Source organism: Bradyrhizobium sp. USDA 223, from assembly GCF_044909005.1.
Classification (GTDB): domain Bacteria; phylum Pseudomonadota; class Alphaproteobacteria; order Rhizobiales; family Xanthobacteraceae; genus Bradyrhizobium; species Bradyrhizobium yuanmingense.
This window is the reverse complement of sequence record NZ_JBIYDR010000001.1, coordinates 2671204-2683443: the sequence shown is the minus strand read 5'-3', so window position 1 is coordinate 2683443 and position 12240 is coordinate 2671204. Positions and strand designations below refer to the sequence as shown.

General features: G+C 65.1%; 10 protein-coding genes and 1 pseudogene. 6 read left to right on the top strand and 5 right to left on the bottom strand.

Features of this window, described 5'->3' with window-relative positions:
* Positions 1 to 172: 172 nt before the first annotated feature.
* Entirely contained in the window at positions 173 to 478 is a 306-nt protein-coding gene (locus ABIA40_RS12255) for an ETC complex I subunit (RefSeq protein WP_024337795.1), read from the top strand.
* 252 nt (positions 479 to 730) lie between these two features.
* Positions 731 to 1213, top strand: a complete 483-nt coding sequence (locus ABIA40_RS12250) for an Lrp/AsnC family transcriptional regulator (RefSeq protein ID WP_404541226.1) — start codon at positions 731 to 733, stop codon at positions 1211 to 1213.
* Positions 1214 to 1268: 55 nt separating this feature from the next.
* Here the strand turns inward: ABIA40_RS12250 and ABIA40_RS12245 are convergent, their stop codons facing one another.
* The gene (locus ABIA40_RS12245) at positions 1269 to 2297 is read right to left on the bottom strand and encodes an AraC family transcriptional regulator (protein WP_404541224.1); all 1029 of its coding nucleotides are present in this window, start codon (positions 2295 to 2297) and stop codon (positions 1269 to 1271) included.
* A 111-nt stretch (positions 2298 to 2408) separates the two neighbouring features.
* On the opposite strand from ABIA40_RS12245, the gene ABIA40_RS12240 reads away from it, so the two are divergent.
* The 4 genes from ABIA40_RS12240 to ABIA40_RS12225 are packed head-to-tail and all read left to right on the top strand — an operon-like array spanning position 2409 to position 8131.
* Positions 2409 to 3581: an isovaleryl-CoA dehydrogenase gene (locus ABIA40_RS12240; protein ID WP_271540413.1), complete on the top strand. Its 1173-nt coding sequence runs from the start codon at positions 2409 to 2411 to the stop codon at positions 3579 to 3581.
* 24 nt (positions 3582 to 3605) lie between these two features.
* Positions 3606 to 5210, top strand: coding sequence for a carboxyl transferase domain-containing protein (locus tag ABIA40_RS12235; protein WP_404541222.1), 1605 nt, complete (start codon positions 3606 to 3608; stop codon positions 5208 to 5210).
* Positions 5211 to 5214: 4 nt separating this feature from the next.
* Complete coding sequence (locus tag ABIA40_RS12230; RefSeq protein WP_404541220.1) at positions 5215 to 7218, top strand: acetyl/propionyl/methylcrotonyl-CoA carboxylase subunit alpha; 2004 nt, start codon at positions 5215 to 5217, stop codon at positions 7216 to 7218.
* 1 nt (position 7219) lies between these two features.
* Positions 7220 to 8131, top strand: a complete 912-nt coding sequence (locus ABIA40_RS12225; protein ID WP_404541218.1) for a hydroxymethylglutaryl-CoA lyase — start codon at positions 7220 to 7222, stop codon at positions 8129 to 8131.
* 207 nt (positions 8132 to 8338) lie between these two features.
* On the opposite strand, the pseudogene ABIA40_RS12220 reads toward ABIA40_RS12225, so the two are convergent.
* From ABIA40_RS12220 to ABIA40_RS12205, 4 genes and pseudogenes are all read right to left on the bottom strand, one after another.
* Positions 8339 to 9266, bottom strand: a pseudogene (locus ABIA40_RS12220) (dihydrodipicolinate synthase family protein).
* A gap of 76 nt (positions 9267 to 9342) precedes the next feature.
* On the bottom strand, positions 9343 to 10326 hold the full coding sequence (locus ABIA40_RS12215) for a TRAP transporter substrate-binding protein (RefSeq protein WP_157284254.1): 984 nt from the start codon (positions 10324 to 10326) through the stop codon (positions 9343 to 9345).
* 23 nt (positions 10327 to 10349) lie between these two features.
* Complete coding sequence (locus ABIA40_RS12210; RefSeq protein ID WP_404541217.1) at positions 10350 to 11615, bottom strand: TRAP transporter large permease; 1266 nt, start codon at positions 11613 to 11615, stop codon at positions 10350 to 10352.
* Entirely contained in the window at positions 11615 to 12223 is a 609-nt protein-coding gene (locus tag ABIA40_RS12205; RefSeq protein ID WP_404546216.1) for a TRAP transporter small permease, read from the bottom strand. The genes ABIA40_RS12210 and ABIA40_RS12205 overlap by 1 nt, the downstream gene beginning before the upstream one ends.
* Positions 12224 to 12240 lie beyond the last annotated feature (17 nt).

Genomic DNA, 12240 nt, shown 5'->3' with positions numbered 1-12240 from the left:
GGTACGCAATTGTCACGGTGCAGCATAATGACTATACCGTTGGCGAGGGTTGCCGGGGCCGGAATCAGGATCAGTTCCCAACCGGCTTCTCTATACTATCCCCGAGATTTCCACCAACTGCCACCGTGACGCATCGAAATCGAACGGAAAGATCAAGAGGCCCGGACCAGTCATGACCGCACGCATTTTCAAGCCCGCCAAAAACGCGATGCAATCCGGCCGGTCCAAGACCAGGGAATGGCAGCTCGATTACGAGCCGGAGCAGCCGCGCTCGGTCGAGCCGCTGATGGGCTGGACGTCGTCGGCCGACATGAAGCAGCAAATTACGCTGCGCTTCCACAGCAAGGAAGAGGCGATCGCCTATTGCGAGCGCAAGGGCATCGCCTATCAGGTGATCGAGCCCAAGGAGTCGATCCGCCGGCCGGTTGCCTATGCCGACAATTTCTCGTTCCGCCGCGGCGAGCCCTGGACGCATTGAGGGGCCATTCTCACCCGACGCATCGAAAGTGCCGTCATGCCCGGGCTTGTCCCGCCTGCGCGGCCGAAGCCGCTTCGGCGAGGCGAAGGCCCGGGCATCCACGTTTTTGGCGGTAGACGAAGAACGTGGATGGCCGGGACGAGCCCGGCCATGACGAAGGGAGCGGCTGGTCGCCCGCGCCTGAGAACCCTTGGCACCAATTCCGCCCCGTGCTTCGCTGCCCCGCATGACACGACCAGGACGAGGTGGGGGATGGCGGGGCGTGACCAGCTCGACGGCGTCGATCTGAAAATCCTATCCGAGCTGCAGCAGGACGGGCGGGTTCGCAACAACGAGCTGGCGCTGCGGGTCGGCGTGTCCGCGCCGAACTGCCTGCGGCGGCTGAAATCGCTGTTCAGCCGCGGCGTGATCCGGGCGGTGCGCGCCGTGATCGACGAGCGGCTGCTCGGCTATGAGGTGGTGTCGTTCGTGTCGATCCAGCTCGGCAGTCAGGCCCAGCCGGTGCTGGAGGCGTTCGAGAGCTCGATCGCCGCGATCCCGCGCATCCAGCAATGCTGGCGGATTTCCGGCGACACCGACTATCTGCTCAAATGCGTGGCCCCGAGTGTCGAGAGCATGCGCCAGCAGCTCCTGCACTTCGCCGCGATGCCCAATGTGAAGAACGTCCGCAGCTTCCCCGTGCTCGGCGTCGCCAAGGACGTACCGCTGCCGTTGCACGAGGTCGCGGCGGCATAGCCGGTAGGGCTGCGAATATCCCAGCGGAAACGGATCTGAACTTCAGCGAAGCGCCTCAGCGATACCGCCCGCGAAACTCGCGCGGGGAGGTGCCGGTCCAGGTTCGAAAGGCCCGCGAAAAGCTCTTCTCGTTGCGGAAGCCGGCGATTTCGGCGATGCGCTTGATCGGCGTGCGGCCGCGCATCAGCTCCTGTTTGGCGAGCTCGAATTTCGCCTCCTCCTTGAGATCGCGCAGCGAGGTGGACTCCTCGCGCAGGCGGCGATGCATCGTGCGGGTGGAAAGCGCGAGCTCGCGCGCGACGTCCTCGGCGCCGAGGACCCGTCCGCGCGCTTCTCGCAGCACGCGGCGGACGCGCTCGACCAGCAGGCGGTCGCGCCGGTAGGGCAGCACGGTGAGCCGGAGCGCGCCCTTGAGCATGTTGTCGAGATCGGCTGCGCTGCGCGTCAGCGGCAGCGAAAGATAGTGCTTGTCGAAGACGATGGCCGCGCGGTCCGCATCGAAGCGGACGCTCCGGCAAAAGATGGTCGGATAGACCGAGACGTGGCCGGGCTCGGAGTAAGGAAACTCAGCCGCGCGGAGTGCGATCTGGGAATCGACAGCCCAGCACGAGAAGCCGAGCACGTAGCGGAACAGTGTGACGAGGCAGAACTCGCGGAACGGCCCGAGGTCGCGGAGCTGACGGATCGACACGACGGCGGTCTCTTCGCCGACCTCGAGATCGAGCAGCACATCCTCTGTGACCAGGCGGTGATGCCGGCACCAGCGCTTGAGCGCGACCTCCAGCGTCGGTGCGGTGATCGAGGCCCGGCACAACATGCCATAGGTGCCCCACGGCAGCCGGCGCGAGAACCAGCCAAGCGCCTCGTCATCGAGCTCGCGCATGGCATGGCCCGCCAGCGCCTCGAACTGGGCCGCGGTCACACGCCCATCAGGAGAATTCAGGAGCTCCGGCGCAACCTGGCCGCGGATCAAGGCTTCGGCGGGATCGCGGCCGTAATGCTCGTACGCGGCCACCACGCCGCGAACGAAGGCGGCGGGCGTGACGGCGCGGCGCGGAATTGCGGTGGCGGCTTGAAAAGGCATCGGAATTCCTTTCGGAAATCCTCGTCAAGTTTGGCGGAAAATGCAACCTTTTCGACTGCAAGAGGGCCGGGACCGGGCTAGGTTCGGAGCCCAAAATACGGAGGACTCGCCTTGAACATCCCGAGCATCGATTTCGATCTGGGCGAAGACATCAGCCTGCTGCGCGACACCGTTCGTTCGTTCGTGGAGGCGGAGATCACCCCGCGTGCCGCCGAGATCGAAAAGGCCAATCTTTTCCCCGCAGACCTCTGGAAGCGCTTCGGCGACCTCGGCCTGCTCGGCATGACCGCGCCGGAGCAATATGGCGGCTCCAATATGGGCTATCTCGCCCATATCGTCGCCATGGAGGAGATCTCGCGCGGTTCGGCGGCCGTGGCGCTGTCCTACGGCGCCCATTCCAATCTTTGCGTCAACCAGATCCGCCGCAACGGCAATGACGCGCAGCGGCAGCGTTATCTGCCGAAGCTGATCTCCGGCGAATATGTTGGTGCCCTCGCGATGTCCGAGCCGGGCGCCGGCTCCGACGTGGTCTCGATGAAGCTGCGCGCCGACAAGCGCGGCGACCGCTACGTGCTCAACGGCTCCAAGATGTGGATCACCAATGGCGGCGATGCCGACGTGCTGGTGGTCTACGCCAAGACCGATCCGGAGGCCGGGCCGCGCGGCATGACCGCGTTCCTGATCGAGAAGGGTTTTAAAGGCTTCACGCATGGCCAGCATCTCGACAAGCTGGGCATGCGCGGCTCCAACACCTATCCCTTGTTCTTCGACGATTGCGAGGTGCCGGAGGAGAATGTGATGGGCAAGGTGGGCGAGGGCGTCAAGGTGCTGATGTCCGGCCTCGATTATGAGCGCGCGGTGCTCTCGGGCGGGCCGCTCGGCATCATGGCGGCCTGCATGGACGCGGTGGTGCCCTATATGCACGAGCGCAAGCAGTTCGGCCAGCCGATCGGCGACTTCCAGCTGATGCAGGGTAAGCTCGCCGACATGTATTCGACCTGGCAAGCCACGCGCGCCTATGTCTATGCGGTGGGCCGCGCCTGCGACCGCGCCGATCACGCGCGCACCTTGCGCAAGGACGCGGCTGCTGCGATCCTCTATTCCGCGGAGAAGGCAACGTGGATGGCGGGCGAAGCGATCCAGGCGCTGGGCGGGGTTGGCTATACCTCCGAATTCCCGGTCGGGCGCTTGTGGCGCGATGCCAAGCTCTACGAGATCGGCGCCGGCACCTCCGAAGTTCGGCGCATGCTGATCGGCCGCGAACTGATGGCCGAGACGGCTTAAGTCCTTCACCTCATTGGAATCACCATGCCGCTCCATTCCAGCATCGATCCGTCGTCATCAGATTTTGCGCGCAATTCCGAGGCCATGCGCGGTCTCGTCGCGGACTTGCGCGAAAAGCTCAGCCTGGTCGCCGGCGGTGGGGGCGAGGCTTCGCGCAACCGCCACACCGCGCGCGGCAAGATGCTGGCACGCGAGCGCGTCGACCTCCTGGTCGATCCCGGCACCTCGTTCCTGGAGCTGTCGCCGCTCGCGGCCTATGGCCTGTATGGCGGCGACGTGCATTCGGCGAGCGTCGTCACGGGGGTGGGGCGCATCTCGGGCCGCGAATGCGTGATCGTCGCCAACGATGCCACCATCAAGGGCGGCACCTATTACCCGATGACGGTGAAGAAGCATCTGCGCGCGCAGGACATTGCGCGGCAGAACAATCTGCCTTGCGTCTACATGGTGGATTCCGGCGGCGCCTTCCTGCCGCTGCAGGACGAGATTTTTCCGGACGAGCGGCACTTCGGCCGCATCTTCTACAATCAGGCGCAGATGTCGTCGCAGGGCATTCCGCAGATCGCGATCGTGATGGGCTCCTGCACCGCTGGCGGCGCCTATGTGCCGGCAATGTCGGACGAGAGCATCATCGTGCGCAACCAAGGTACCATCTTCCTCGGCGGCCCGCCGCTGGTGAAGGCCGCGACCGGCGAGGTCGTCAGTGCGGAGGAGCTCGGCGGCGCCGACGTGCATTCGCGGCAGTCCGGCGTGACCGATCACTATGCCCAGAACGATGCGCATGCGATCGGCATCGCCCGGCGTATCGTCGGCACGCTCAAGCCGTCGGTGCGGCCGAACCTGAACATGCATGTGCCACGCGATCCGCTGTTTCCGGCGGAGGAAATCTACGGCGTGGTGCCGGTCGACGGCCGCAAGCCGTTCGACGTGCGCGACATCATCGCGCGCATCGTCGACGGCTCGGAGTTCGACGAGTTCAAGAAACTCTATGGCACGACGCTGGTGTGCGGCTTCGCCCATATCTGGGGCTATCCGGTCGGCATCATCGCCAATAACGGCATCCTGTTCAGCGAGAGCTCGCTGAAGGGCGCGCATTTCATCGAGCTGTGCTGCCAGCGCGGCATTCCGCTTATTTTCTTACAGAACATCACCGGCTTCATGGTCGGCAAGAAATACGAGGCGGGCGGCATCGCGCGCGACGGCGCCAAGCTGGTGACGGCGGTCGCGACGGCGTCGGTGCCGAAATTCACCGTGGTGATCGGCGGCTCCTACGGCGCCGGCAATTACGGCATGTGCGGGCGCGCCTACGCGCCGCGCTTCCTGTGGATGTGGCCGAACGCGCGCATCTCGGTGATGGGCGGCGAGCAGGCCTCGATGGTGCTGAGCCAGGTTCGCCGCGACAATATCGAGGCCAAGGGCGAGAGCTGGTCCAGGGAAGAGGAAGACAAGTTCCGCGAGCCCATTCGCGCGCAATATGAGAGCCAGGGCCACCCGTACTACGCGACCGCGCGGCTGTGGGACGACGGCGTGATCGATCCGGCCGACACGCGTCTCGTGCTCGGCCTTGGCCTCTCGGCGGCATCGAATGCGCCGATCGAACCGACGAAGTTCGGCCTGTTCAGGATGTGATGCGATGGACCGCTCAAAGCTCTACCGGCGTTTTCGCACGCTCCTGATCGCCAACCGCGGCGAGATCGCCTGCCGCGTCATCCGCACCGCCCGAGCCATGGGCCTGCGCACGGTCGCGGTCTATTCCGAGGCCGATCGCGAGGCGATGCATGTCGCGCTCGCGGACGAAGCCGTGCTGCTCGGGCCCGCCCGTGCCCGCGACAGCTATCTCAACATCGAGCGTTTGATCGAGGCCGCACACAAGACCGGCGCGGAGGCCGTGCATCCCGGCTACGGCTTCCTGTCCGAGAATGCCGAGTTCGCGCAGGCGTGTTATGACGCCGGCCTCGTCTTCGTCGGGCCGACCGCCGGGATGATGACGGCAATGGGCTCGAAATCCGGCTCGAAAGAGCTGATGGAGAAAGCCGGCGTGCCCTTGGTGCCCGGCTATCACGGCGAGGCCCAGGACGACGCAACGCTTTCGAAAGCAGCGGACAAGATCGGCTTCCCCCTGCTGGTGAAGGCCTCCGCCGGCGGCGGCGGGCGCGGCATGCGTATCGTGCGCTCCGCCGACGAGCTTGCCCCAGCGATCGTCAGCGCCAAGCGCGAGGCCAAGGCCGCCTTCGGCGACGACCGCATGTTGATCGAAAAGTATGTCGATAATCCCAGGCATATCGAGGTGCAGATCATCGGCGACAGCCATGGCAATCTGCTCTCGCTGTTCGAGCGCGAATGCACCTTGCAGCGCCGGCACCAGAAGGTGATCGAGGAGGCGCCATCGCCGACGCTCAATGCCGCGCAGCGCGAAACCGTCTGCGCCGCTGCACGAAAGGCGGCGGGCGCGGTGAACTATGTCGGCGCCGGCACCATCGAGTTCGTCTCCGACGGCAAGGACGTGTTCTTCATCGAGATGAACACGCGCCTGCAGGTCGAGCATCCCGTGACCGAGCTGATCACGGGCATCGACCTCGTCGAGTGGCAGCTGCGCGTCGCCTTCGGCGAGGCGCTGCCACTCAAGCAAGACGAGATCAAGCTCAACGGTCACGCGGTCGAGGCGCGCGTCTACGCAGAGAACCCGACCAAGAACTTCATGCCGTCGGTCGGCAGGATCTCGACCTGGCGGCTGCCGGTCGAGACGGGCGGCCTGCGCATCGACGCCGGCTATCGCGAGGGCGATATGGTCTCGCCGTATTATGACGCCATGCTCGCCAAGGTGATCGCCTGGGCGCCGACGCGGGACGTCGCGATCGAGCGGCTGAACCGCGGGTTGGAACAGACCGACGTCCGCGGCATCGTCACCAACATCCCGTTCCTGTCGGCGCTGATGACGCATCCGAAGGTGCGGGCGAATGCGATCGACACCGGGTTCATCGAGCGTGAGCTGGCGGTGCTGACCGAAGCGGCGCCTGCACCCGGAGAGCTCGAGCTCTGCGCCGCAGTCGCCGCAATCGTCAACGAGGAGCGGCAGGCCGCGCAGGCGGAAGCGAATTCACCCTGGCAGACCTTCGGCTGGCAGCCGGTGGGTCGCCGCCAGCGCAGCTTTGCCTTCCGCGTCGGCCATGGTCCGGAGCAGAAGATCATTCTGAACTACGGCAGGGGACCGTCGACGCTGATGATCGGCGAGCGCGAGCTGGCGTTCACGATCGCAGCGAAGGATGGCGGCTTCGATCTGACGCTCGACGGCGTCAAATCGTCGGTGGCAGCGGTCATCGATGGCCATGAGCTGTACCTGCGCACGCGCAACGGCCGCTTCGACCTGCATTGGGTCGATCCGTTCGGAGGCGAGAGCGAGGAGCATGTCGGCGAGGATAAGATCGCAGCGCCCTTGCCCGGCACGGTGGTTGCCGTGCTGGCCGAGGAGGGGGCCAAGCTGGAGAAGGGCGCGCCGATTCTCACGCTCGAAGTGATGAAGATGGAGCAGACGCTACGCGCGCCCTATGCCGGCGTGCTGAAATCCATCAAGTGCAAGGTCGGCGACATCGTGCAGGAGGGCGTCGAGCTCGCTCTGGTCGAACCTTCAGGGGAATGAGATGAGCGATCCTGTCCGCATTATCGAAATGGGGCCGCGCGACGGCCTCCAGAACGAGAAGACCCCCGTCAGCGTCGAGGCCCGCATCGCCTTCATCGAGGCGCTGGTCGGGGCCGGTCTCGACACGGTCGAGGTCGGCGCCTTCGTCTCGCCCAAGGCCATCCCGCAGATGGCTAGCTCGGACGCCGTGCTGCGCGGCATCGCGCATGTGAAGGGCGCCGAATTTCACGTGCTGGTGCCGAACGAGAAAGGCTACGAGGCCGCGCGTGCCGCGGGCGCCAAAGTGGTCTCCGTGTTCGCGGCGGCCTCCGAGGGGTTTTCCCGGGCGAACATCAACTGCACGATTGCGGAGTCCATCGAGCGGTTCAGGCCGGTGCTGGCACGCGCCAGGGACGATGGTATCAATGTGCGCGGCTATATCTCCTGCGTGCTGGGCTGTCCGTTCGATGGCGAGATCAAGCCGAAGGCTGTCGCCGATCTCGCGAGCACGCTGTTCGAGCTCGGCTGCTACGAGATCTCGCTCGGCGACACCATCGGTGTCGGCACGCCAGCCAAGGCCAGAGAGATGCTGCGCGCGGTTGCCGCCAACATTCCCGCAGCCAGGCTCGCGATGCATTTCCACGACACTTACGGCCAGGCGCTCGCCAACCTCTATGCCGGATTGGAGGAGGGCGTCCGCGTCATCGACGCCGCCGCCGGCGGGCTCGGCGGCTGCCCCTATGCGCCGGGCGCGACGGGGAACGTCGCAACGGAAGACGTCGTCTACATGCTCGAAGGCATGGGGATCACGACAGGTGTCGATATGGAGAAGCTGCTGGCGGCGACGAACGCGATGAGCGTCGTGCTCGGCAAGCCGCCCGTGAGCCGCGTGGCGTCCGCGCTAAACGCGAAGAAGAAGCGGGCGGATTCCTAATTCTCCGTCATTGCGAGCGAAGCGAAGCAATCCAGAATCCCTCCGTTGAGACGGTCTGGATTGCTTCGTCGCAAGGGCTCCTCGCAATGACGGCTGAGGCACCTCTCGTAGGGTGGGCAAAGGCGCCTTGCGCCGTGCCCACCATCTTTCGCGATCATTGGCGAAGGTGGGCACGCTGTGCTTTGCCCACCCTACGAGACCGTAGCCTCAAGCCGCCTTCAGCCCGACATCCGGCAAACGCGGCCGGTTCTTGAGCGCCTTGGCCATCAGGGCCTCGACCTCCGCCTTTTCCTGCGGCAGCAGCGCCAGGCGCGGCGGGCGGGTCAGGGCGGTGCCGCGGCCCATGATGTGCTCGCACAGTTTGATGCACTGGACGAGATCCGGGCGGGCATCGAGGTGCAGGAGCGGCATGAACCATTCGTAGAGCGGCATCGCCTCGGCGAAGCGCCCGGCCTTGGCGAGGCGGAACAGCGTCTCGCCCTCGCGCGGGAAGGCGTTGGACATGCCGGAGACCCAGCCCACGGCGCCCATGGCGACGCTCTCGACGATGACGTCGTCGAGACCTGCGAACAGCACGAAGCGATCGCCGACCATGTTGCGGGTGTCGATGAACCGTCGCGTATCGCCCGAGGAATCCTTGAAGCAGACCACGGTCTCGACGTCGGCGAGCGAGGCGAGGATGTCTGGCGTAACGTCGTTCTTGTAGATCGGCGGGTTGTTGTAGAGCATCACCGGGAGGTCGGTGGCGCTGGCAACCGCGCGGAAATGCGCGGCGGTCTCGTGCGGCTTGGACGAATAGACCAGCGCCCGGCATCACCATCACGCCGTCGATGCCGACGCGCGCGGCTTCCTTCGCGGTCTCCACCGCAAAGGCGGTGGTGAATTCGGCGATGCCGCACAGCACGGGCACGCGGCCCTTCGCGACCGACTTCGCCGCTTCCATGATCGCGACCTTCTCCTTGCGCTCCAGCGAGGTGTTCTCGCCGACCGAGCCGCAGACGATCAGGCCGGAGACGCCGTCGCGGATCAATCCGTCCATCACCTTGGTGGTTGCGTCGATGTCGAGCGAGAGATCGTCGTGGAATTGGGTGGTGACGGCCGGGAAGACGCCTTCCCAGGAGATGCGTGGGCTCATTGTTTGGCTCCGATTGGAATTGTGCCGGCGGATCGTTCGATCCGCCGGGCATTGACGTGAAGAGGATGGATGAGGGTCAGAGCGTCGCGCCGACCTTGCGCAGCTCGGCGAGAACGGGGGCCTTGGGCAGCCAGATCTTGTCGAACTCGGCAATCACGGCCTCGGTATCCTTGGCGTCGACCTGGCGGATCGGGATCGGCGCGTTCTTGAAGTTCTGGATCAGCGTGGGCTCGTTGCCGGCGAGCTCGTCGATCTGCGCGTCCAGCGTCGTCTTGATCGTTTTCGTGATCAGCTCGCGATCGGCGGCGGGCAGCGATTGCCAGACGCGGCCGGAGACGACCGCGGCCATCGGCATGAAGACGGCGTTCATTTGCAGGATCACCTTCGACACCTTGTCGAAACGCTGGTTCCAGGAGAATTCGAGATCGGCCTCGAGGCCATCGACCTGGCCGTTGGCCATGGCGTCGAACACTTGCGGCGTCGGGATCGGCGTCGGCGCCGCGCCGAGCGAGGAATAGAAATCGCGATAGACCGGGGTCGGGTTGATGCGCAGCTTCATGCCCTTGATGTCGGCGAGCGAATTCAGGTCCTTGGAGGAGAACACCGCGCGCATTCCGGTGATGCCCCAGCCGAGCCCGATCGTGCCGGTCTCCTGCGGCAGCACTTCGAACAGCTTCACTGCCGCCGGATGCCGCACGAACTTCGCCACCGCCGGCGTCGAGCGCACGATGTAGGGCGCGTTGATCGCGGCGATGTGCGGCACGCGCGAGCCGAGCTCGGCGGCCTGGATGAAGCCCATGTCGAGCGCGCCGGACTGCAATTGCTGCATCATCGCGGTCTCGTTGCCGAGCTGGCCGGCGTGGAAGACGGTCAAGGTCAGGCGGCCGTTGGTGGCGGCCTTGAGCTCGTCGCCGAATTTGAGCGCGGCCTTGTTCCAGGAATGGCCGTTCGGCGTGATCAGGCCGAGGCGAAATTCCTTGGCCTGGGCGAGCGCCAGCGACGGGGCGAACACCGAGGCGGCGGCACTGGCGGCGAGAAAGCGGCGGCGGGAAAGCGGCATGGTCGGGCTCCTTTCGGATGGGTCTATTTGACGAGGATCAGCGAGAGCGAGGGATAGAGCGAGAGCAGCACCAGGAGGATGCAGGCGATGACGAAGAAGGGCAGCGTCACCATGAACATCCTGCCGGGCTTGGCGCCGGTAACGGCGGCCGCGACGAAGAAGCAAAGCCCGACCGGCGGCGACAACAGGCCGAGCACGAGGTTGATCACCACGACCACGCCGAATTGCCGGGGGTCGATGTGATAGATCTCGGTTGCGACCGGCAGCAGGATCGGCACCGTCATGATCAGGCCGGGAATGCCGTCGATCACCGTGCCGATCAGCAGCAGGATGACGTTGCAGATCAGCATGAAGCTGACCGGATCCTTGGCGACGGTCTGGATCCAGGCGGCGGTCTCCTGCGGCACCTTGCCGAAGATCAGCACCCAGGAGAACACCGCGGCGGCCGCCACCAGAAACAGCACGATCGCCGAATAGATCGCGCTGCGCAGCATCATCTGCGGCAGCTGCGAGAACTCGAATTCCTTGGTCCAGAACTTTCCGACCAGGGCCGCGGCCACCGCGCCGACGGCCGCCGATTCCGTGGCGTTGGCGAGGCCGCCGAGGATGCTGCCTACGATGACGATCGGGATCAGCAGCGTCGGCGAGGTCCGCAGGATCGTCATCACGCGCTGGCGCGGCGTCTGATGGTCGGCGCGCGGATAGCTGTAGATGTAGCCCATCAGCGCGATGACGAGGCAGAACATCACGGTGAGGATGACGCCCGGGACGATGCCGGCGATCAGCATGTCGCTGACCGAGACCTGCGCCAGCACGCTGTAGACCACGAACATCACCGAGGGTGGGATGATCGGGCCGAGCATGCCGCCATAGGCGGTGAGGCCGGCCGCGAAGGTCTTGTCGTAGCCCTTCTTCTCCATCTCGGGGACCATGATCTGCGCCATGATCGCGACCTGCGCGGTCGCCGATCCCAGGATGGACGAGATGAACATGTTGGCGAGGATGTTGACGTAGGCGAGCCCGCCCTTGAGCGAGCCGACGAAGGCCATCGCCATGTCGACGATGCGCCGCGTGATGCCGCCTCCATTCATGATCTCGCCGATCAGGATGAAGAGCGGGATCGCGATCAGGCCGTAGCTGTCGACGCCGCCGAACAGCTGCAGCGGATAGGACTGGAACAGCACGGGATTGCCTGAGGCGGCGATATAGACAAGGCCGGCTAGGCACAGGCAAAGGCCGATCGGTACGCCGACCAGCATGAACGCCATGAAGGCTGCTGACGTGATCATCAATTGACCCCGTCGAGCTCGGAGAGCTGGAAGCCTTTTGGCGCGGTGCGCGGGACCAGCTCGAGATCTTCCAGCAGATTGGCGAGGCCGTGAACGGTCATCGACACCGCGAAGATCGGCAGCGTCAGATAGAGCACCCAGGTCGGCCAGTTCAGCGTTTGCGTGCGCTCGGTGTAGAGGAAATTGAACGTCTCGGCGGCGAGCTTGCGCCCGTCGAAGCCGGCGCGGGTGAGGCCGATCGGGTCCATCCAGAGCACGCAGGTGACGATCAGGGCGATGCCGAACACCACGACGAGGCCGGTCGAGATCACCTTTGCAAATTTCTGGTGCTGAGCGGAAAGTCGCTCCGTCAGCATGGACACCGCAAAATCGAGCCGCAGCCGCGTCATCGCGGATGCTCCGATGAAGGTCAGCCAGACCACGCAATAGACGGCGGATTCATCGATCCAGTAGATCGGGAAATGCGAGTAGCGGGTGACGACGTTCACCAGGATCAGGCCGGTGAGCAGGTACATCAGGCCCATCAGCGCGAGCCGCTCGCAGGCGAGCAGGGCACTCGACATCCGGACGATCATGCGTCGGAGGCTGAGCGCGCGCGTGGCCGGCATGGTCTGCTCGATCATGA

Coding starts and splice junctions, on each gene's coding strand:
- ABIA40_RS12255 (WP_024337795.1), top strand. CDS start 173: ATGACCGCACGCATTTTCAAGCCCGCCAAAAACGCGATGCAATCCGGC.
- ABIA40_RS12250 (WP_404541226.1), top strand. CDS start 731: ATGGCGGGGCGTGACCAGCTCGACGGCGTCGATCTGAAAATCCTATCC.
- ABIA40_RS12245 (WP_404541224.1), bottom strand. CDS start 2,297: ATGCCTTTTCAAGCCGCCACCGCAATTCCGCGCCGCGCCGTCACGCCC.
- ABIA40_RS12235 (WP_404541222.1), top strand. CDS start 3,606: ATGCCGCTCCATTCCAGCATCGATCCGTCGTCATCAGATTTTGCGCGC.
- ABIA40_RS12230 (WP_404541220.1), top strand. CDS start 5,215: ATGGACCGCTCAAAGCTCTACCGGCGTTTTCGCACGCTCCTGATCGCC.
- ABIA40_RS12225 (WP_404541218.1), top strand. CDS start 7,220: ATGAGCGATCCTGTCCGCATTATCGAAATGGGGCCGCGCGACGGCCTC.
- ABIA40_RS12215 (WP_157284254.1), bottom strand. CDS start 10,326: ATGCCGCTTTCCCGCCGCCGCTTTCTCGCCGCCAGTGCCGCCGCCTCG.
- ABIA40_RS12210 (WP_404541217.1), bottom strand. CDS start 11,615: ATGATCACGTCAGCAGCCTTCATGGCGTTCATGCTGGTCGGCGTACCG.
- ABIA40_RS12205 (WP_404546216.1), bottom strand. CDS start 12,223: ATGCCGGCCACGCGCGCGCTCAGCCTCCGACGCATGATCGTCCGGATG.